Origin of the sequence: Brevibacterium zhoupengii, assembly GCF_021117425.1 — a bacterium.
In the GTDB taxonomy this organism is placed as follows: Bacteria; Actinomycetota; Actinomycetes; order Actinomycetales; family Brevibacteriaceae; genus Brevibacterium; species Brevibacterium zhoupengii.
Genome location: NZ_CP088298.1, coordinates 2,648,158 through 2,669,517 on the forward strand (window position 1 = coordinate 2,648,158; position 21,360 = coordinate 2,669,517).

At 62.3% G+C, this 21,360-nt stretch carries 17 protein-coding genes; 5 read left to right on the plus strand and 12 right to left on the minus strand.

Going from position 1 to position 21,360, the window contains the following annotated elements; translation table 11 throughout:
* Positions 1 to 238 precede the first annotated feature (238 nt).
* Positions 239 to 601, plus strand: a complete 363-nt coding sequence (locus LQ788_RS12105) for a BlaI/MecI/CopY family transcriptional regulator (protein ID WP_009884389.1) — start codon at positions 239 to 241, stop codon at positions 599 to 601.
* A gap of 18 nt (positions 602 to 619) precedes the next feature.
* The gene (locus LQ788_RS12110; RefSeq protein ID WP_231441312.1) at positions 620 to 1,513 is read left to right on the plus strand and encodes a M56 family metallopeptidase; all 894 of its coding nucleotides are present in this window, start codon (positions 620 to 622) and stop codon (positions 1,511 to 1,513) included.
* Between the two features lie 85 nt (positions 1,514 to 1,598).
* On the opposite strand, the gene LQ788_RS12115 is transcribed toward LQ788_RS12110, so the two are convergent.
* A complete protein-coding gene (locus LQ788_RS12115) occupies positions 1,599 to 3,710 on the minus strand; it encodes a DNA gyrase/topoisomerase IV subunit B (RefSeq protein ID WP_231441314.1) in 2,112 nt (703 codons plus the stop codon).
* Positions 3,711 to 3,837: 127 nt separating this feature from the next.
* On the opposite strand from LQ788_RS12115, the gene LQ788_RS12120 reads away from it, so the two are divergent.
* A complete protein-coding gene (locus tag LQ788_RS12120; protein WP_231441316.1) occupies positions 3,838 to 4,692 on the plus strand; it encodes an N-acetylmuramoyl-L-alanine amidase in 855 nt (284 codons plus the stop codon).
* 195 nt (positions 4,693 to 4,887) lie between these two features.
* Here LQ788_RS12120 and LQ788_RS12125 read toward each other — a convergent pair whose 3' ends face one another.
* Both LQ788_RS12125 and LQ788_RS12130 read right to left on the minus strand, forming a co-directional pair.
* Positions 4,888 to 6,309 carry an RNA polymerase sigma factor gene (locus tag LQ788_RS12125; RefSeq protein ID WP_231441317.1) on the minus strand — a complete coding sequence of 474 codons (1,422 nt, stop codon included), beginning with the start codon at positions 6,307 to 6,309 and terminating at the stop codon, positions 4,888 to 4,890.
* Positions 6,310 to 6,545: 236 nt separating this feature from the next.
* Positions 6,546 to 7,769, minus strand: a complete 1,224-nt coding sequence (locus LQ788_RS12130; RefSeq protein ID WP_231441319.1) for a DUF4192 family protein — start codon at positions 7,767 to 7,769, stop codon at positions 6,546 to 6,548.
* A gap of 164 nt (positions 7,770 to 7,933) precedes the next feature.
* Here LQ788_RS12130 and LQ788_RS12135 point away from each other — a divergent pair, with 164 nt between their 5' ends.
* Together LQ788_RS12135 and LQ788_RS12140 are read left to right on the plus strand one after the other, a co-directional pair.
* A complete protein-coding gene (locus LQ788_RS12135) occupies positions 7,934 to 8,725 on the plus strand; it encodes a spermidine synthase (protein WP_231441321.1) in 792 nt (263 codons plus the stop codon).
* 86 nt (positions 8,726 to 8,811) lie between these two features.
* The gene (locus tag LQ788_RS12140) at positions 8,812 to 11,022 is read left to right on the plus strand and encodes a HelD family protein (RefSeq protein ID WP_231441323.1); all 2,211 of its coding nucleotides are present in this window, start codon (positions 8,812 to 8,814) and stop codon (positions 11,020 to 11,022) included.
* Positions 11,023 to 11,325: 303 nt separating this feature from the next.
* Here LQ788_RS12140 and nrdR read toward each other — a convergent pair whose 3' ends face one another.
* The 9 genes from nrdR to pgeF form a co-directional block, all read right to left on the minus strand.
* Positions 11,326 to 11,823, minus strand: a complete 498-nt coding sequence (gene nrdR, locus LQ788_RS12145) for a transcriptional regulator NrdR (RefSeq protein ID WP_231441326.1) — start codon at positions 11,821 to 11,823, stop codon at positions 11,326 to 11,328.
* Between the two features lie 2 nt (positions 11,824 to 11,825).
* Positions 11,826 to 13,136, minus strand: a complete 1,311-nt coding sequence (gene hisD, locus LQ788_RS12150) for a histidinol dehydrogenase (protein ID WP_231441328.1) — start codon at positions 13,134 to 13,136, stop codon at positions 11,826 to 11,828.
* Between the two features lie 29 nt (positions 13,137 to 13,165).
* Positions 13,166 to 16,675: a DNA polymerase III subunit alpha gene (gene dnaE, locus LQ788_RS12155; protein ID WP_231447418.1), complete on the minus strand. Its 3,510-nt coding sequence runs from the start codon at positions 16,673 to 16,675 to the stop codon at positions 13,166 to 13,168.
* 203 nt (positions 16,676 to 16,878) lie between these two features.
* The gene (locus LQ788_RS12160; RefSeq protein WP_231441330.1) at positions 16,879 to 17,802 is read right to left on the minus strand and encodes an RluA family pseudouridine synthase; all 924 of its coding nucleotides are present in this window, start codon (positions 17,800 to 17,802) and stop codon (positions 16,879 to 16,881) included.
* Positions 17,795 to 18,340, minus strand: a complete 546-nt coding sequence (locus tag LQ788_RS12165) for a signal peptidase II (protein ID WP_231441333.1) — start codon at positions 18,338 to 18,340, stop codon at positions 17,795 to 17,797. The genes LQ788_RS12160 and LQ788_RS12165 overlap by 8 nt, the downstream gene beginning before the upstream one ends.
* A 132-nt stretch (positions 18,341 to 18,472) precedes the next feature.
* The gene (locus LQ788_RS12170; protein WP_231441336.1) at positions 18,473 to 19,309 is read right to left on the minus strand and encodes a DivIVA domain-containing protein; all 837 of its coding nucleotides are present in this window, start codon (positions 19,307 to 19,309) and stop codon (positions 18,473 to 18,475) included.
* Positions 19,310 to 19,571: 262 nt separating this feature from the next.
* The gene (locus LQ788_RS12175; protein WP_069600305.1) at positions 19,572 to 19,871 is read right to left on the minus strand and encodes a YggT family protein; all 300 of its coding nucleotides are present in this window, start codon (positions 19,869 to 19,871) and stop codon (positions 19,572 to 19,574) included.
* Positions 19,872 to 20,032: 161 nt separating this feature from the next.
* Positions 20,033 to 20,524, minus strand: coding sequence for a cell division protein SepF (locus LQ788_RS12180; protein ID WP_009884374.1), 492 nt, complete (start codon positions 20,522 to 20,524; stop codon positions 20,033 to 20,035).
* A 76-nt stretch (positions 20,525 to 20,600) separates the two neighbouring features.
* Positions 20,601 to 21,359: a peptidoglycan editing factor PgeF gene (gene pgeF, locus LQ788_RS12185; protein WP_231441338.1), complete on the minus strand. Its 759-nt coding sequence runs from the start codon at positions 21,357 to 21,359 to the stop codon at positions 20,601 to 20,603.
* Between the last annotated feature and the right edge of the window lies 1 nt (position 21,360).

A 21,360-nucleotide genomic window follows, 5' to 3' on the forward strand; every position in this document is an offset into this window, starting at 1 on the left:
TGTAGAGAATGTTGCCGGAATATTCTGCCCACTAAGATCAGCCGTCCCAGAATGAGCGTCATTGCCCGTTTGCGCTCACCCTACTCCGACGAAATGGGCACACGAACACCACTGCACCGAAAGCCGCACCCACAGCGGCCGCGAAGCGGATTGCTGTCGATCTCACATGGAATTCGACAGCCTGTAGAGTTAGACTGAACTGGCAAGAAGAAACATCTCCTCGAAGGACAAGGACACCGTGGGAACACTGGGCGAACTCGAACGCAGCGTCATGGACGCCATCTGGGTACATGATGATGGGTTGAGCGCGGCCGAGCTCCGCGATGTGCTCGCAGCACGCGACCTCGCACTGACCACCGTCCATACCGTCCTCACGCGCCTGGAGAAGAAGGGCTTCGTCACACGCGATCGCAGCATCCGCCCGCACCGCTACCTCGCGGTGTCAACACGCGAAGACCATGTCGCAGAGCTGATGACCGAAGTTCTGTCGCAGGCACCTGATCGCCAGGCCGTTCTTGCCCGCTTCCTGGGCACGGTGTCGGAGGCTGATACGAAGGCTCTGCGCAACCTGCTGGGACGCAATCACTCAACCAACTCCTGAAGCAGGTAGTTCCCGAGCATGAGCATCGTGGGATCTGTCCTCGCGGTACTTGCATTTCTCTTAGCGTGGCCGGTCCCGGCTGCGCTGTCTCGTTTTCGCGGCGACCCCATCTCGAAGGTCATTCTGTGGCAGGCTGTGGGCCTTTCCGGTGGCCTCTCACTCATCGGCACGGCATTGGCATTCGCCGTGGCTCCGGCCTCACGCAGCCTGCCCGAGGGACTGTGGCAGCTCGCCCGAGGAGAGTCGCACACGACTCTCACGGTCTTCGGCTGGATCTTCCTCATCATCGCGGTGGCACTCATCGCGCGCCTGTTGGGCTGTCTTGCGCTGACGTTCTACTCAGCGCGCAAGACTCGTATTCGTCACGATGAGATCCTGCATCTGCTCAGCGAACCATCTGCCACGTACCCGGATACACGGATCATCTCGACCGACGAGGCTGTGGCCTATTGTCTGCCGCAGGGCCCGCGCAAAGGAACTGCGGTTCTCTCCACCGGTCTGCTCGAAGTCCTCAGCGAGGACGAGCGCACTGCCGTCATCGCCCATGAGCGAGCTCACTTGGATTTCCGCCACGACGTGCTGGTCATCCCCTTTGCCGCGTGGCATCGTGCTCTGCCGTTCTTCTCGGCCACCGCGATCGGTCTCAACTCCATCAATGGTCAGATTGAGCTCATGGCCGATGACCAAGCCCGCGAACGTGTCGACCCCGCGATTCTGGCCCAAGCGGTGCGTGCAGCAGCGGGCATCAGCCCGGAGCACCGCAGCGACCTTTCGGCCCAGAGAATCGACCGACTCTCGCGGCCGCTGGACCCTGCGCGGATTCCGGTGCGTGTGACGTCGAGCCTCGTTGCGCTGGGTCTTCTGCTCGTCCCCAGCCTGTTGCTCTTCGCTCCGATCGCCTCCGGAATCTGAAGCACGCTTCCGAAAACTGAGCTGCAGGCTCGCTCCGCCTCGCTGAAGACTGCGGTCCAGCAGACGGAGCATTCCCGCATCCGGTTCAGCTGTCGATGCGCTCGGCGTCGAGGACAGCGGCCCCCGAGACGATGAACTCCTTGCGCGGCCCGACGGAGGAGCCCATCAGAAGCTCGAAGGTGTTCTCCGCCGCTTCGGCGTCGGCCATCGTGACCCGTCGCAGTGTGCGCATGCTCGGGTCCATCGTCGTCTCCGCCAATTGGTCGGCATCCATCTCGCCGAGACCCTTGTAGCGCTGAATCGGTTCCTTGTACGTCTTCTTCGACTTCTCCAGCTTCTTCAGCAGAGCATGGAGTTCTGCCTCGCTGTAGGTGTAGACGACGTCGTTGGGCGTGCCGCGCTTTGTGACCACCTCCACACGATGGAGCGGTGGAACGGCGGCGAACACTCGCCCCTGTTCGACCAGTGGCTTCATATAGCGGAAGAACAGGGTCAGCAGCAGGGTACGAATGTGGGCACCGTCGACGTCAGCATCGGTCATGATGATGACTCGTCCGTAGCGGGCGGCATCGATGTCGAAGCTGCGGCCGGATCCCGCACCGATGACCTGGATCAGTGCGGCACATTCGACATTGGCCAACATGTCCGACAATGATGCCTTCTGCACGTTGAGGATCTTGCCGCGGATGGGAAACAGCGCCTGATGGTCGGAGTTGCGAGCGGCCTTCGCCGTTCCCATCGCGGAGTCCCCCTCGACGATGAACAGCTCCGTGTTCTCCACTCCGTTGTCACGGCAGTCGTAGAGCTTGGCAGGCAGTGAGGATGCCTCAAGCGCCGTCTTACGACGCTGATTCTCCTTGTGTGTGCGAGCCGAGATGCGCGATTTGAGTTCGGCGACGACCTTCTCCATGAGGACGGCAGCTTGCTGCTTCTCAGCGCGTTTGGTCGAGGACAGGATGTCACCGAGCTGCTTTTCGACCGTTTTTGCCACGATCTGCCTGACCGCGGCCGTACCCAGGACTTCCTTGGTCTGCCCCTCGAACTGCGGCTCGGCCAACTGCACCGTGACCACAGCGGTCAGCCCTGCCAGCACGTCGTCCTTTTCGAGTTTGTCCTTGCCCAGCTTGAGTTTGCGGGCGTTGGCTTCGACGGCTTTGCGCATGGCTTTCAGGCTGGCCTGCTCGAATCCGGCCAAGTGGGTTCCGCCGTGCGGAGTGGACACGACATTGACGAAGGACTTCACCTTCGTGTCGTAGCCGGTCCCCCACCGCAGAGCGATGTCAACACCGACCTCGCGTTCTACTTCCTTCGAGACCAGATGGCCCGAGGAATCGAGCACTGGGACGGTCTCGGTGAACTTCCCGGTGTCCTGCAGACGCCAGGTGTCCGTCATCGGCGGGTCGATCGACAGATGGTCGACGAATTCGGTGATGCCGCCGTCGAAGCGGAAGACTTCGAGGCGTTCGGCGATGACTTCACCGGTCTCATCACGAGCGACTCCACGGCGGTCTTCGATCCGCAGCTCGAGACCGGGGACGAGGAACGCCGTCTGACGGGCGCGCTCGACGAGGTGCTGGTAGTCGAACTGCGCCTTGGACAGGAAGATCTGCGGATCGGCCCAGTACTGGACGCGTGTTCCGGTGACTCCCTTCTTCGCTTTGCGCACGACATCGAGCCCGGTCGGCTCATGGAATTCTTCGAACGGATTGTCTGGCCCCGGCTGTCCGGATGAGTCGTCGAAACGTCCCGGCACTCCGCGCCGGAAAGACATCTTGTGGACCTTCGAACCACGGGTGACTTCGACATCGAGGCGGGCAGAGAGTGCGTTGACGACAGAGGCACCGACGCCGTGCAGACCGCCGGAGGCGGCATATGAGCTGCCGCCGAACTTGCCTCCGGCGTGGAGCTTGGTCAGGACTACCTCGACGCCGGTCAGTCCGGTCTTGGGTTCAATGTCCACGGGGATGCCACGTCCGCTGTCCGTGACAGCCACCGAACCATCCGGTTCGAGTTCGATGAGGATCGACTTGCCGAAACCGCCCAGAGCCTCATCGACAGCGTTGTCGATGATTTCCCACAGGCAGTGCATCAGCCCTCGGGAATCAGTGGTCCCGATGTACATGCCCGGGCGCTTACGAACTGCCTCGAGACCCGACAAGACGGACAGATGCCTGGCGCCGTAACTTTCCTCTTCCACACGTTTCCTCTCGTTCGATTAAATTCTAATCGCTCGGTCGACTCTGTCTCTGCCATTACCGGCCGTGTCTCGCTTCGATTCTGCCGAAACCTCCTGTGCAACGCATCTTTGCTGGAACAATGGCACCATGTCTCCTCGTCACAGCATCGTAGTCCCCCTTGTGTGCGCAGCCCTTGCCCTCCCTGGCCTCACCTCGTGCGCAAAGGAGACGCAGGAAGATCCAGCCGCCTCCTCTCCTGCCGCCTCTTCCTCTGCTGTCACCACCTCGGCCGCACCCGAGGCAAAGTCGAATAGGGCGAGTGCCGAAGCACAGAAGACCAAGGCTGCGGAGCCTGCCGTCGACCTCAGCGGGCGGACAATCGCCATTGATCCCGGCCATAACGGGGGCAACGCCTCGCACCCGAACGAGATCGCCAGCCCGGTTCCAGATGGACGCGGAGGAACCAAAGCCTGCAACACCACGGGCACCTCAACGAACTCCGACTACCCCGAGACCGACTTCAACTGGGAAGTAGCCCAGAGGCTCGAAGACGATCTCAAAGATGCGGGAGCGAAGGTGGTCATGAGTCGCGACGACAACGATGGTGTTGGCCCCTGCGTCGACGAGCGCGGCACGTTCGCCGACGATGCCGACCTCATGGTCAGCATCCACGCGAACGGAAGCGAATCGTCCGAGACCAAGGGCTTTCATGTCATCGTCGCCGAACCTGGCAGTTCGGACACCGTTGAGGACGACTCGAACCGACTTGCCGCTGCGATGAGCAAGGCTCTGTCCGACCCGTTCACACCCAACAAAGCCTATGGCAAGGAAGCGATCAGTCGGCGACCCGACCTGGCCGGGCTCAACAACGCATCCGTGCCTGCCGTCATCGTCGAGTGCGGCGAGATGCGCAACCCCGCCGAGGCCAAGGCCATGGAATCGGAATCCGGACAACAGAAATATGCCGACGCCCTGATGGAGGGCATTGTCGACTGGTACTGAAACGAGGCACCGCACGAGGCGGTACCGACAGAAGAGTGAATGCCCTGAAGCGACAGATGACCCCTGACTGGAACCGTCCCGTAAGACAAGCAGGTATAACAGGCAGATCGCCTGCGGTCGCGAGAGTTCGCGTCCGCAGGCGATCGTTGTCACCGACTCAGTGCCAGGGCACAGCCCGGGCAGTTGGCAAGCTACTCAGTCGAGGTAGTCGCGCAGGACCTGTGAGCGTGAGGGGTGCCGCAGCTTCGCCATGGTCTTCGACTCTATCTGGCGGATGCGCTCGCGCGTGACTCCGTAGACCTTGCCGATTTCGTCTAAAGTCTTCGGCTGGCCGTCGTTGAGTCCGAAGCGCATGGACACGACTCCGGCCTCACGTTCGGACAAGGTGTCAAGAACCGAGTGGAGCTGTTCCTGCAGCAGAGTGAAGCTGACGGAGTCCGATGGGACGACGGCCTCGGAGTCTTCGATGAGGTCACCGAACTCAGAGTCACCGTCTTCACCCAGCGGTGTGTGCAGAGAGATGGGCTCGCGGCCGTACTTCTGGACCTCCACGACGCGCTCAGGTGTCATATCGAGTTCCTTGGCAAGCTCTTCTGGACTCGGCTCGCGTCCGAGATCCTGCAGCATCTGACGCTGAACGCGTGCAAGCTTGTTGATGACCTCGACCATGTGCACCGGAATGCGAATGGTGCGAGCCTGATCGGCCATGGCTCGGGTGATGGCCTGGCGAATCCACCACGTGGCGTAGGTCGAGAACTTGAATCCCTTCGTGTAGTCGAACTTCTCGACTGCACGAATGAGGCCCAAGTTGCCTTCCTGGATCAGATCGAGGAAGAGCATTCCGCGGCCGGTGTAGCGTTTGGCCAGCGAAACCACGAGACGCAGGTTGGCTTCGAGGAGGTGATTCTTCGCGATGCGTCCGTCGTGGATGATCCACTTGTAGTCCATGGATTCACGCGGTTCGGTGATGTCACCAGCGTCGAGCAGATGCTCGGCATACATGCCGGCTTCGATGCGCTTGGCCAGATCGACCTCTTCGGCCGCGTTGAGCAGTGCGACCTTGCCGATCTGCTTGAGGTAGTCCTTGACCGGGTCAGCGGTGGCGCCGGCAGAGACGACCTGCTGCGCAGGTGCGTCCTCTTCGTCGGCATCAGAGACGATGAAGCCGCCTGCTTCTGTGACTGCGGCGTTCTTCTCCTTCTCTTCGGAGTTCTTCGTCTCTGTCGCCTCGGCAGGGCTCTGCTCAGTTCCGAGTGTGTCGGTTGCCGGCTCGACTGTCTCGCCTGCTTCGAGCACATCGTCGGACTTCTTCTTCGCGCCGCCGGCCTTGGTGGTCTTCGCGGCAGTCTTCTTCGCCACGGTGGTCTTTGCTGCGGTGGTCTTCGCCACCTTGGCTGCTGTCGATTTCGTGGCAGCAGTTTTGGCGGTCGCCGTCTTGCGGGCCGCGGTGGTCTGCTTGGTCCCGGTCGCCGCGGCGGTCGCTGAAGCCGATGTCTTCGTCGTCTTCTTGGCTCCCTTCGACGCCGCAGTGGTCTTGGATCCAGCGGTGGAGGTCTTGGCGGCCGTTTCCTCCGACTTTTCCGTCACCGTCGTGGATTCCTTGTCGACTCTCGGCACGTGTTCACCTTTCGCGAGCGTTGAAACTTCTCGAATGCACCAGGACATTACTAAGACCCATGTCAAGAGGTCCGAGGTTCGGGCCCGAGGGGAACACATAGTTCGCCCATGATGCTATGACAGGGTCAACACCCAATTTTCGCACGATATTCCCTGCTTGGCGAATTGAGCCCGGGCCGGTGAGCCGAGGCTGCGCACCGGGCTTGCCGTGGAGAGTCGCCACGGCTCCTGAGAGCTTATCCGGGGCCGCGGCGCACAGGCATCAGCCACCGCGGAAGATACCCATGTTGCACGGCGTTGAAGATCAGCGCAGCCATCGAATGGTCGGCCTCAAGCTCCAGCGCAGTCCGGGCGTAGTGCTCTGCCATCGTCGAGCCTCCCAACGACCATTCGAACCATGCGATCACAGCATAGGCGGTAGCCCGAACGTCCGGGTGACCCAGGGGGATGTAGGCCTCGAGGAACTCGATGCCCAACTGAACATCGCGTGGCTGTGGAGCACGATCGGAGAGTCCCACCATGTGCTGGGCTGCCTGCGGGGACCTTCCATATCGCTGCGCCCGAAGGTGCAGCTGGCCGGGACCGCACTTCTGAAGATCAGAGCGTGAGAAGTTCGGGTGGTCGAAGCTGAGGATCATCTCGAGTGCGTCCCGGGACCATTTCTCGCCCAGGATCGCGTCGATGGCCATGACCGCCGGCAGCGTCATCAGCTCTGCGAGGGCTGCTCGGTTGATGGCTTCGTCTCCCTCACTCAGGCGGGCGATCCGCGGATAGAGCTCGGAGAGGATGTCGAAACCCTCGCCTATAGTCAGCCGGGTGTCTTCGCAGCCTTGGCGGCTGTGTTGGAATTCCGTTGCCGACACGGGTCTGACCACGAGGTCCTGCGGCGACGCCACGGGCGCTGAACCGCCGGCGATGAGTTCAGTGGCGCAGGCCGAGGTCGCAGCGGCCTCCAGCAGAGTGCTGGTCTGCCCATCGTCATCGATGCGACCGAATCTCTCCTCGCCGACCCACCAGGCACTCAGAGTGTCGATGCCTCGGTCCCCCAGCGCCATGGCGATCTCATCAATGGCCGCTCGGATGAGGTCCCGGCGAACGTATGAGTACTCGTCGCTGGGAGCCCCGCCCGGCGCAGGCTCCGCGTCGAGCTGTTGCTGCCCGTCCGGCCGATGCTCCCCGCCCGACAGCTCGCGCTCATATTCCGAGTCATAGAGGGCAAGGAACACCCCAGAGGCAGTGCCGGCCCCGGCGATGAGGTCGCTGTACCACTGCCCTCCCTCGGCAACGATGTGTGCGGCCGTCTCCAGGTCGAAGTCGACGCGCAGCGTCGTGGCGCTTGACTGGCCGCCGTGTTCGTCGGTCCCCACGATGATGGCCACAAGGCTTTCGCGTGGAATGTAGCCGAGCGTATGGGGCACGATTCCGATGATGTCTTCTGCTGTCTTCGCTGTCGTCTGCATGGGATCACTTCAGCTTCTCCCCCGCCGGGCTGACCAGAGTCGACCAGAGACCTGTGGATACGCCCGAGGCATCCACAGGCCGAGAGCACACGAGTCCGGTCCGCTGTCCCCACGCGGTCACGCGCAGAATTGCCACCGAGCCGCATCTGGCATACAAGTGAGGGGTGGCGAAACGACGGATATACACAGCACCCGGCTCACAAGTCGTCGATATCTCGACAGGCACCGCGCGACTGGAGAAGGTCGACGGTGAGGTCGACAGCTACGTCCTTCATGTCAACGGCGTGCCCTCGTCGTCGATCACTCTGAGCGAGCCGACTCGGCTGGACTTCGAATATCTGGATTGGATGTCGCGGATCATCGATGTCCAATTCGCGCCCGGACCTCTGCGCGCAGTCCACATCGGGGCCGCCGGATGCGCCCTCGCTCGTGCTCTCCACGCACAACGACCGGGGTCCAAGCAGACGGCAATCGACATCGACCCGGCTCTCCTCGACTACTCGCGCGACTGGTTTGATCTGCCGCGCTCCCCTGCGCTGGCGCTGCGCGCCGGAGACGGTGCCGTGGAAGTGGAGAAGTTCCGCCCCGACACACTTGATGTGCTCATCCGTGACGCTTTCGATCACGATTCTGTGCCCCCGACTCTGCAGACTGCGGAGTTCTTCACGACCTGCGCACGCATCCTCAAGGACACGGGTGTCTACATCGCCAACGTCCCCGACTCCGGCGACCATCGGATCCTCCGTGCCGAACTTGAGCTGCTGCACTCTGCATTCGAGCACGTCGCTGCGGCTGCCGAACCGGGAATCCTCAAGGGCCGCCGACGCGGCAATGTGGTTGTCATCGCGTCTGCTTCCCCTTTGGAAGTGCCCGAACTCGACAGGAGTCTGCGCACCGCTGCGACCATGGCGACGTTCCTATCGGGGCACAGTCTGAAGTCGCGACTTGGGCTGTGACGGAACACACCAGCAATGTTCCGGTGCTTCCAACTACTCCCGGTCAGAAAAGTTCGGCATAATGGAATGCCGATTGGGAAGGTGAGATGACCGAGACTTCAGAAATACGCGTCGAGCAGGTCAAGCTTGACGAGCTCTATGCACGACTCGACGAATTACGAGATGAGGCCACAGCTCGACTGGGCAAGGTGAGGATCTCCGAAGTCGGCGGCAATCATCAGCACCGGAGCGAGCGCGATGCGTTCGCAACTCTGTATGAGGACCAGCTGGTCCGACTCAACAGTGCCGAAGACGGGTTGTGCTTCGGTCGTCTTGATCTCAGATCGGACGCCGAGCCCAGCTACATCGGACGGATCGGACTCACCGATGCCAACCGTCAGCAGATCCTCATCGACTGGCGCGCTCCTGCCTCGGAGCGCTTCTACCAGTCGACTGCGGCCAACCCTGCCGGTGTCATCCGACGTCGGCACCTGGTGACGAAGAACCGCACGGTCACCGACCTCGAGGACGATGTGCTCGACATCGAGGCCCTCGACGATGATGAACGGTCGAATCTGCAGGGCGAGGGCGCGCTGATTGCGGCCCTGACAAATCACCGCACCGGTCGCATGGGCGATATCGTCGCGACCATTCAGGCCGAGCAGGACGCCATCATCCGCCAGCCGCTGCAGGGCGTGCTCGTCGTCCAAGGCGGACCGGGAACGGGGAAGACGGCGGTGGCACTCCACCGTGCGGCATTCCTCCTCTACCGCCACAGGGAGCGCATCGCGAAATCGGGCGTGCTGCTGGTCGGCCCCTCGGCTGTGTTCCTCAAGTACATCGAGAAGGTTCTGCCCAGCCTCGGCGAAACGGGTGCGCTTCTGCTCACCCCCGGGCAGCTCTACCCCGGTCTCGAGACCGAGCTGAGCGATGACACGGACGTCGCCGTGGTCAAGGGGCGATCAGAGATGGCCGCCGTACTGAAGAACCACATCGCCAACTACGAGCGGATCTCCGATCAGGACGAAGAGCTGCGCGTGGGATCACACACCATCTGGCTGCGCCGCCGCGATGTGCGCGGAGCCCGCGATCGGGCCCGGCGCACCGGGGACCCGCACAATGCCGCCCGCAACGGCTTCGTCTCCGGCCTGCTCAAGACCCTCGCCGAGGATCTGGCACGGGAGATGGGCCTCGACGGTGCAGGTGAGCGACTGCCGGAGCTGATGGACGAACTGCGCTCAAGCGTGGACGTGCGCCGAGCTCTCAACCTCGCCTGGTTCCCGATCAGTCCTGCTGCGGCTCTGCGTGCGCTGCTGTCCAAACCGCACAAGCTGCAGGCTGCCGCCGAGCGTCTGCTGTCTCCCGAGGACCAGCAGAAGCTGATCCGCCCCGCCAATGCAGAGCTCACCATCGAGGACGTTCCTCTCCTCGATGAGCTCGCGGAGCTGCTCGGCAGCAGCCCGCAGCAGACCGCCGCACGCGATGAGTCGGCTCGGGAGTACGCCGAGGCGGTCCTCGACATGACAGATACCTCGGCTCTCATCGATGCGGAGACGCTGGCTGCCCGGTGGGAAGAGGAAGGCCCGACGGTCACGCTGGCCGAGCGCGCGCTCGACGATCGCGAATGGACCTATGGCCATCTCGTCGTCGACGAGGCTCAGGAGCTCTCCCCCATGCAGTGGCGGGTGCTCTTCCGGCGGGTTCCGTCGAAGTCCGCGACCGTCGTGGGTGACCTGGCTCAGTCCTCGCACGTGGACAACACCCGGACATGGAACTCCATCCTGTCCGAGTTCGTCGGAGACCGTTACAGCCTGCAGGTTCTCACCGTCTCGTACCGGACTCCGCAGTCAGTGATGGACCTGGCCAACCGTTATCTGCATCGTCATTTCCCGCAGCTCGAACTCGTCGAATCCGTCCGCCAGGGCGGCCCTGACCCACGAATGGACTCGTTCTCCTCGACGCAGGAGGCACTCGGGGCTCTCGTTCCTGCTGTCAGGGATGAGGTTGAGACGGTAGGCGGCGGCAAGATCGCCGTGATCGCTCCGCTCGATCACATCGATTCCGTCGCCGAGGTGCTGGCCGGCTTCGACATCGGTCGCTCAGTCACCGGCCTCGACCATCAGATCGCGGTCATCACCGCTCAGCAGGCCAAGGGCCTGGAATTCGATTCCGTGGTCATCGTCGAACCCGGCCTGATCGCTCCCGAGGGGCACGAAGACGGGGTCGGAGCGCTCTATGTGTCGTTGACTCGCACGACGGATCGGCTGCGGATCTTGGCCTCTGCACCGACGGAGCTGACGGAGCTCATCGCAGACTGAGGCAGGCAGTCCCTGGGGTCTCTCAGCACACCTGAGACGACACGAACGAAGGGCGCATCGGAGTCACCTCCGATGCGCCCTTCGTCTCACTCTGCTCAGTTTGGAGGCCACCTGACCCGCTGGTCCTGAATCCGGCTTCCCTGTCCTCGCGGAGAAAGTCTCTTGGGAAAGTAAAGGGCCGCTTGACGGTTCGGCTTCCCCTCCGAACCGCAAGCGGCCGCGCGCCGAAGCGCGCACTGTCAATATTACACAAGAATCGGTGCGCTGGACTACTCCGCTCACAGAATTCTGTCGGTGATTTTCTCAGGCTTGGAAATCTTCGGGAATGGCCTGCCTGGCATCGCCGGATTTCAGTGCGGCATCGGCACGCAGAGAGTCGATCGCCGTCTCGAAGTCTTCGAGGGAGTCGAAGCCTTGGTAGACGCTGGCGAATCGCAGGTAGGCGACCTGGTCGAGTTCACGCAGCGGCTCGAGGATGCTCAGACCCACCTCGTCGGCATCGATCTCAGCGATCCCTTTGGACCGGATGTCCTCTTCAACCTTCTGCGCGAGCTTCGCCAGGTCGTCGTCATTGACCGGGCGTCCTTGGCAGGCTTTGCGCACGCCCGACATGATCTTCTGCCGGGAGAACTCTTCGGTCACGCCGGAACGTTTGATCACCGAGAGGCTGGTCGCCTCCATGGTGGTGAAGCGGCGCCCGCAATGACGGCACTGCCTCCGGCGCCGGATCGCGGCGCCGTCTTCGCTGGTCCGCGAATCGACGACTCGGGAATCTGATTCACGACAGAACGGACAACGCATATCTACTCCTCGAACCGGATGCTGACGGCCCGACCATGGGCAGGCAGCTGTTCGCGCTCGGCCAGCACTTCGATGTGGTCGGCGACCTCGGCCAGTGCCGAACGGTCGTAGTCGATGACCTGGCTGACCTTGATGAATGAGTGGACTCCGAGGCCGGAGCCGTGAGCTGCGGTTCCCATCGTGGGCAGGACGTGGTTCGATCCTGCGCAGTAGTCGCCCAGGGACACAGGAGACCAGTCTCCGACGAACACCGCTCCCCCGTTGGTGATGCGGGCAGCGACCGCATGCGCCTCGGCGGTGTGAACTTCGACATGCTCGCCGGCATACCCGTTGACGACGTCGATCCCGGCATCGATATCGTCGACGAGGACGATGGCCGACTGCTGCCCCGACAGGGCGGTGTCGATCCGCGCCTGGTGAGCGGCGGCTGGGACCTGGGTGAGCAGTTCTGCCTGGACGCGTTCGGAGAGTTCGGTCGAGTCCGTGACGAGAACGGAAGCGGCCAGTTCGTCGTGTTCGGCTTGGCTGATGAGATCGGCGGCGACGAAGGCCGGATCGGCGTTCGCGTCAGCGAGGATGATGATCTCGGTGGGTCCGGCCACTGCGTCGATGCCGACCTGGGATCGCATGAGCGATTTTGCGGCGGCGACGTAGGCGTTGCCCGGACCGGTGATGAGGTCGACGGGGTCAAGCTGCTCCTCATCGTCGAGACCGTATGCCAACGCTCCGATGGCTTGGGCACCGCCCATGGCCCAGACCTCGTCGACGCCGAGGATGTGGGCGGTGGCGAGCACGGTGGGGTGGGGCAGTCCGTTGCTCTGCGGCGGGCTGGCGATGGCCAGTGAGGCTGACCCGGCAGCCTGTGCCGGCACCACGTTCATCACGACGGTCGAAGGGTAGACTGCCAGCCCGCCGGGGACGTACAGGCCGACTCGCTCGATCGGCAGGTGCCGTGTCGTCACGTGTGCCCCGGAGGCCAACTGTGTGCGGACGTCAGCGGGACGCTGGTCCGCAGCGACCTTCCTGGCCCTGGAGATCGATTCGACCAGGGCTGCCTTGACCGACGGGTCCAGTTCGGCTTCGGCACGTTCCAGTTCGGAGACGGGCACACGCAGCGACTCCAGCGAGACCGAGTCGAACCTCTCGGTGAATTCCTTCACGGCACGGGTGCCCCCGGCCTGCACCTGAGCCAGGAGCTCGGCGACTCGTCGTTCGATATCAGCATGCGTCTCGGCGGCACGAGGCAGTCTCTGCTTGAGGAATCGCTTGTTCAGTCTCTCGCCGCGGAAGTCCAGAATGTTCACCCGCACCATTCTAGTCCCCGTCCTTACCGCATGTGTTCTCAGGCCGTCAGACAGCGAGACCCCAGAAGAGCTTTGAGGTCACCGTAGAGGCTGGGATTCGGGTCGACGCGGATGGCGCGATCCAAGCGCATCACCGTCTGCCTGCCCGGCTGCGAGAGGACCAGGTGCACATCGGTCTGGCCCTTGTGGGATTCGAGCACCTGGAGCAGCTTCGAGGCCATCTCCTCCGTGGCCTTCTCCATCGGCAGCATGAGGTTGAGCGGACGATCCTTCGGGTCGGTGACATCGGGAATCGTCATCGACATCGCCATCATCGACGTCGGGCGGTCATCGGAATGACGGATGCGCCCGGTCAGCGAGATGACGAGATCGTTGGCCAGCAGGCTCGCCACGGGTTCGTAGGTGTCACCGAAGAACATGACCTCCACCTCGGCGTTCAGGTCCTCCACGGTCACGATCGCGTACGGCTTGCCCGAGTTCTTCGAGACTTTGCGGCTGACCTGGGTGATCATGCCGCAGATCTTGACCTGCGATCCGTCGTGACGGTGGGACTCCGGATCCACCACCTCGGCGATGGAGGCCTCCGACTCAGCTGCCAGGACACCTTCGAGACCGTTGAGAGGGTGGTCGGAGACGTAGAGCCCGATCATGTCTCGTTCGAACGCCAGCTTCTCCTTCTTCTCCCACTCCGGTCGGTCGGGAATCGCGACGGAGAAGCTTGGCTCATCATCGTCCCCGCCGAGTCCGGCGAACAGGTCGAACTGGCCGTTGGCCTCCTGACGTTTGACGCCGATGACCGAGTCGACGGCCTCCTCATGGACCTCGACGAGTGATCTGCGAGTCTGCCCCAGCGAATCGAATCCGCCGGCCTTGATGAGTGATTCGATCGTGCGCTTGTTGCAGACGTGGCTGGGCACCTTGTCGAGGAAGTCCGTGAAGGAGGTGTAGGCCCCCTTCTCCGCACGGGCTTCGACGATGCCGTCGACGACATTGGCGCCGACGTTGCGCACGGCTCCCATACCGAAGCGGATGTCCTCACCGACTGGGGTGAAGTGCAGGGCCGAGTCGTTGACGTCGGGCGGCAGCACCGTGATGCCCAGACGTCGACACTCGTTGAGGTAGATCGCCAGTTTGTCCTTGTTATCGCCCACCGAGGTGAGCAGGGCGGCCATGTACTCCGCCGTGTAGTGGGCCTTGAGGAAGGCCGTCCAATAGGACACGAGACCATAGGCGGCCGAGTGGGCCTTGTTGAACGCATAGTCGGAGAAGGGCAGCAGGATGTCCCACAGGGCCTGTGCCGCCGCCTCGGAATAGCCGCGTTCCTTCATGCCGCCGAAGAAGCCGACCTGCTGTTTGTCCAGCTCGGACTTCTTCTTCTTGCCCATGGCGCGACGCAGAATATCTGCCTGGCCCAGCGAGTACCCGGCGACCTTCTGCGCAATCGCCATCACCTGCTCCTGGTAGATGATGAGACCGTAGGTCGTGCCGAGGATGTCCTCGAGAGGCTCCTCGAGCTCCGGATGGATCGGGGTGACCTCCTGCAGACCGTTCTTGCGCAGCGCGAAGTTCGTGTGGGAATCAGCACCCATGGGGCCCGGACGGTAGAGCGCAATCGTTGCGGAGATGTCTTCGAAGTTGTCCGGCTTCATCAGTCGCAGCAGGGCACGCAGCCCGCCGCCGTCGAGCTGGAACACGCCGAGAGTGTCACCACGGGAGAGCAGATCGTAAGCCCCGCGGTCATCGAGATCGAGGTGTTCGAGATCGAGATCGTAGTCGCGGTTGGCTTTGATGTTCTCGACCGCGTCGGAGATGATCGTGAGGTTTCGCAGCCCCAGGAAGTCCATCTTGATCAGTCCGAGGCCCTCAGAGGTGGGGTAGTCGAACTGGGTGATGACCTGGCCGTCCTGGAAACGGCGCATGATGGGAATGACATCGATGATCGGGTCCGAGGACATGATCACCCCGGCCGCGTGGACGCCCCACTGCCGCTTCAGTCCCTCGATGCCCTTCGCCGTCTCGAAGGTCTCACGCGCGTCCGGGTCAGAGTCGACGAAATCCCTGAACTCCCCCGCCTCGTTGTAGCGCTTCGATTCGGTGTTCTCGATGTCGGCCAGCGGAATGTCCTTGGCCATCTCTGCCGGGGGCAGGGCCTTGGTCAGGCGCTCCCCCATCGAGAATGGCTTGCCGAGGACTCGGGCAGAGTCCTTGAGCGCCATCTTCGTCTTGATGGTGCCGTAGGTGACGATCATGGCGACACGTTCGTCACCGTACTTCCGTGTCACATAGTCGATGACCTCGCCGCGGCGACGATCATCGAAGTCGACGTCGAAGTCGGGCATGGAGACACGGTCGGGGTTGAGGAAGCGCTCGAAGAACAGTCCATGCTTGAGCGGGTCGAGGTCGGTGATGCGCATCGCGTAGGCGACCATGGAGCCGGCACCGGAACCTCGTCCGGGGCCGACGCGGATGCCGTTGTCCTTGGACCAGTTGATGAAGTCGGCGACGACGAGGAAGTAGCCGGGGAAGCCCATCGAGATGATGACGTCGAGCTCGTAGTCGGCCTGCTTACGCACATCGTCGGGGATTCCTCCCGGATACCGGTATTCGAGTCCCGTCTGGACCTCTTTGACCAGCCAGGAGGTTTCGTCCTCTCCGGGTGGGCAGGGGAACTTCGGCATGTAGTTCGCCGAGGTGTCGAAGGAGACTTCGCACTTCTCGGCGATCTCGAGTGTGTTGTCGCAGGCTTCGGGGAATTCGGAGAACAGGGCGCGCATCTCCGCACCCGATTTGAGGTAGTAGCCGGATCCGGAGAAGGCGAAGCGGGAGCCGCCCTGGTCATAGGTGGGTTCGATGAGCTTCGACCCGGATTGGATGGCCAGCAGTGCTTCGTGGGCCTTCGCGTCGGACTCATGCGTGTAGTGCAGGTCGTTGGTCGCGACCAAGGGAATGTCCATCTCCTTCGACAGACGGATGAGATCCTTGGTCACACGCTTTTCGATGGACAGCCCATGATCCATGAGCTCGACGTAGTAGTTGTCCTTGCCGAAGATCTCACGGTATTTGCCGGCAGCGGCCTTGGCCTCTTCGTACTGCCCGAGGCGCAGCCGGACCTGGATCTCTCCCGAGGGGCAGCCCGTGGTCGCGATGAGTCCCTCCGAGTAGGTCTCGAGCAGGTCCTGGTCGATGCGCGGCCACTTACTGAAGACGGAGTCGAGGGAAGCGTAGGAGGAGGCCTTGAAGAGATTGCGCATGCCCGTGTTGTTGCGTGAGAGCAGCGTCATGTGGGTGTAGGCACCACCGCCGGAGAGATCGTCACGCTTCTGCGACTCATCCGTGCGCCATTTCACCCTGGTCTTATCACGCCGGTCGGTGCCGGGGGTGACATAGGCCTCGACGCCGATGATGGGTTTGATGCCGGCTGCAGTTGCCTGGGACCAGAAGTCGAAGGCACCGAAGAGGTAGCCGTGGTCCGTGGTCGCGATGGCCGACATTCCCGACGCTTTGGTCGCGGCCATCAGGTCCGTGAGTCGGGCGGCTCCGTCCAACATGGAGTATTCGGTGTGGACGTGAAGATGGACGAAATCGTCTTTCGGCACTGACAGCCTTCCCTCAGATATGACCTTTGCTGCGACCCCCAGCTTAGACCATCTCCGGGTCTGTAGGCGGAGCCCGAAACGCCGCCTCGGCGACCGAGGATCGGTCGGTCAGCGAGGTGGCGGGACGGAGCTGCGACGCAGTTTCCGAGGTGAGATCAGGACGTACGGATACGATCGATCGCGTACTGCAGGTCCTCGGGGTATCCGCTTTCGAATTCGACCCATTCGTTCGACTCCGGGTGATGGAAGCCGAGTTTGACGGCGTGCAGCCATTGCCGTTCCAGGTGCAGGTCCTTGGCCAGAGTCGGGTCCGCGCCGTAGGGAAGATCACCGACGCAGGGTCGTTTCAGTGCAGAGAAGTGGACCCGGATCTGATGGGTGCGCCCGGTTTCGAGATGAACCTCGACCAGGGAGGCTCGTCGGTGAGCTTCGAGCACCTCATAGTGGGTGATCGCGTTCTTACCTCCGCTGTGGACGGCATAGAGACCGTCGTGGCGAGGGTTGCGGGCGATGGGCGCGTCGATGGTGCCGAGCACAGGATCCGGCAGTCCCTGGACGACGGCGTGGTAAGTCTTCTCCACGGTGCGTTCCTTGAACGCGCGTTTGAGCACACTGTAGGCGTATTCGCTCTTCGCGATGACCATCAGGCCCGAGGTGCCGACGTCGAGGCGTTGGACGATGCCCTGCCGTTCCGGCGCACCCGAGGTGGCGATTCTGAAGCCGGCTGCGGCAAGTCCGCCGACGACGGTCCTGCCCTTCCAGCCCAGGGCCGGGTGAGCGGCGACGCCGACGGGTTTGTCGATGACGACGAAGGACTCCTCATCGTGGACGACCTTCATCCCGGGGACGGGATCCGGCACGACTTCCAGGGGCCGCGGGGGTTCGGGCATCTCGATGTCCAGTCGCTCTCCGGCGGAGACTCGATCCGACTTTGCGACGACCTGTCCTGCCAGCTGCACGCCCCCTTCGGCGCAGATGTCGGCGGCTGCTGTGCGGGAGAGCCCCAGCAGCTTCGACAGCGCAGAGTCCACCCGCTGGCCTTCGAGGCCCTCGGGTACCAGGATCGAGCGTTCAGCCATGTGTGTCCTCTCCGACCGTGTCCTCGTGCTTCGAGTCCGATCCGTCCAGTTCAATGCCTTTGAGGCTGACCACCACGAGGGTGACAGCCGCTGCGGATATCGCAATGTCAGCGACATTGCAGATGAAAAACGATAGGTCGATGAAATCGACGACGGCGCCGTGCAGAAATCCCGGCTGCCGGAACAACCGGTCAACGAGGTTGCCGAACAGTCCCCCCAAGAGCAGACCGAGTCCGATGGCCCAGGCCACGGAGCCCAACTTCCTCGACAACATGATGATCGCGACGAACACAGCAATTGCGATGAGGGGGAAGATCCAGGTCACACCGGAACCGAGTCCGAGTGCTGCGCCTGGGTTCCGGTAGAAGTTGAACCCTGCCAGAGTGCCGATGACAGCGACAGGCTCTTGTCCTTCGAGGAATCTGACCGCGAGGAACTTCGTGAACTGATCCACGATGAGGACGATCCCGGCAATGCCGAACAACATCCCGAGCATTCGGCGCCGCCGGGGTCGTGTCTCAGTGGCATCATCGTTCATTTGGCTCATTCTAACTCACTGTTGATGGACGCGACGGCCCGGACGGAGCCGCTATGCGACATCTCACCCGGACACGAACAAGGCCCGGGATCTCCATGGAGTTCCCGGACCTTGCGTGTCTGCTGTGACGAATCAGAGCTTGTGATTCGATGACGAACCGAAGGAGTTCCCGTCCAGGGTCTCCGGCGCCAGACTTGTCGAGTTCTCGAGGTCGCGCAGCTGATCGTTGAGGTAGCTCTTGAGCCGCGTGCGGTACTGACGCTCGAAGTTCGAGAGCTGATCGATGGACCGCTCGAGGGTCGACTTCTGAGTTTCCAGGGTCGACAGGGTCTCATCGCGCTTGGTCTCGGCCTTGCCGACGATGTCCTTGGCTTCGGTCTCTGCGGACCTGATGAGTTCGTCGCGGCGGCGTTCGCCTTCTGCCACATGCTCGTCGTGGACGCGCTGTGCCAAAGCGATGAGCCCGTGGGCGTCGCCGTCTCCGCTGCCGAGGCCCGAACCGATGCCGAGGCCAGCGGCTGTGCCTGCTGCAGCAGCTGGTGCTGCGTTGCCGGCAGAAGCAGATTCTTTCGCTGCAGGAGACTGAGCGGAAGGTGCTGCTTCCTTGACTGCAGGTGCGGAAGGCTGTTCGGTGGTCTCCGGGACAGCAGGCGCTGCTGGGGACTGCGCCTGCTTCGGCGTTTCGGCAGCCTTCTGCGAGGAGGGAGCCGGCACCGCGGCAGGCATTGCCTGAGTGGCGTCGATGTCCTGAGCGGGTGCGGCAGCAGATGCTCCGCCGGCGTCGAGTTCCTTGACGCGCTGTTCGGCGGTGGAGAGCTTCTGACGAAGTTCGTCGTTCTCCTGGTAGAGACGGCGGATCTCTACGACTACCTCATCGAGGAAATCGTCGACTTCATCCTGGTCGTACCCGTCGCGGAACTTCACATGCTGGAACCGCTTGTTTACTACGTCTTCAGGCGTGAGCGCCATGAGGTCACCTTTGGTCGATCTACATTCATTACGCTGCCGCCATAAAGACGGCTTCAACGTCACATTAGCGTAACACCTGCAGTTTTGTCCTGCAGAAATGCCGTGTCGCAATTTTCATATGACGAAGTTGTAATAATCGAGCCTAGCAACACACGGAACTATTCAGCGAACTGAGGGCCATCTCAAGGCAGCCGCAGTGATGAGTGCAACAGTCATGTAACGAAGAGGAAACCTGCGCTGCGCATCAACTCAGCCGATCGTCTCAGGCGCTCACCCTCGAGAAGTTGAACAGAACCGATGCGAGGATCTGGATTCCGATCAGCAGCACGATGAAGCCCAGATCCAGTGAGATCTGCCCCAGACGCAGTGGTGGAATCACCTTGCGCAGGAGGCGCAGCGGCGGATCGGTCAGTGTGTACACGATCTCGGCGAGAACCAGGAAGAAACCTGCAGGCTTCCATTCGCGTGAGAAGACCTGGACGAGGTCGAGGACGACTCGAGCCAGGAGAACATAGACGTAAAGACTGAGTGCCGTGCCGAGGATGTAGAAGATGATGGCCACGTGTTTCCTCGTGCCTTTCTTTGGTGCTTACCTGTCGATCCCCAGCTTATACGGTCGAGCTGAGGATGAGATTAGAACGTCTGCGACCAGAGACCGGAGCGAGGCACGGACTGCGCAGCTTGAGTTCTGACCAGGAGAATTCAGCTCTGGTCGAACGGGGCTCAGCTCTGGTTGAAGAAGCTCGCCTGCGTGTCCGGATCGGACTCGTTCTCGCCGCTGACCTCGATGTCCTCCGGGGTGAGAAGAAACACCTTGTTGGTCACGCGTTCGATTGAGCCGTGCAGGCCGAAGATCAGACCGGCAGAGAAGTCGACGAGACGCTTCGAGTTGTTCTCGTCCATCTCAGACAAGTTCATGATCACCGGGGTTCCCTCACGGAACGCGGCACCGATCACCATCGCGTCGTTGTAGCTGCGTGGGTGGATGGTCTTAATGCGGTTCATGGAAATTCCTGGCGCGGGAGAGTCGACTGGACGAATCGGTGACGGATGGATCGGCGTCACCTGGGCGGAGGGACGTTCCTCTTCTTCCTCGACATGATCGTCGACGGGCTCTTCGTAGGTGTCGATGACCTCGCGGTCACGACGTTCGATGGGCTCGTCCTCTTCTTCGACGAAACCCAGGTATTCCAGCGTCTTCTTGATTGCTGACATTTTTCCACTCCTCGGCCTTCGGCACTTCCTCGCCTGCCGCCAAACTATCTCAACAGACCGGCCTGGCGGGTGTGTCTCATGGGTGTGTCGTGGGGATTTCTTCCTGGAGCCAGACCACGCCGGCGAATCTGCCTGTGCTGTGATGCCTGCGATAGGAGAACAGATCTTCGGACTCGCGGGTGCAGGTGCGTGAGAAATGGTCGATGTGCACGTCCTCCCGACGCAGCTGTTCGGCCACTGCCCCCGCGACGTCGAGTGCCGGTGTCCCGGTCACCGACACCGAGGCGGCCACCGGCTCAAGTGCAGCGACTTCGTCCCTCATTGCGGCAGGGACTTCGTAGCACCGTGGGCATACCGAGGGGCCGATGATCGCGTGGATGTTCGCGGCACCCAGGTCTCGCATATGGGTCACCGTCTCCGCCACCACGCCTGCGGCCATTCCGGGGCGTCCGGCATGAATCGCGCCGATGACTCCGGCGTTAGGGTCCGCGAGCATGATCGGTGTGCAGTCTGCCACCATGATGGCCAAGCCGATGCCACCGTGTGTGGTGACCTGGGCATCTGCCGTAGTGGGAGCTTCGCGGAGCTGCTCCGGTGACTCGATGGTGTGCACGTTGGTTCCGTGAACCTGGGACACGAAGCTCAGTCGTTCTCCTCTCAGCCCGAGGACCTGGGCCAGAGCGGCTCGGTTCGCTGCGACCAGTTCGTCGTCATCGCCGACGTGTCGCGCCAGGTTGAACGATGACAGGTCTCCTCTCGAGTAACCGCCGTGCCGGTCGGTGAACGCCACATGGGCGCTCACCCTACCGGGCACGACGAATCTCGAGTGCAGCATC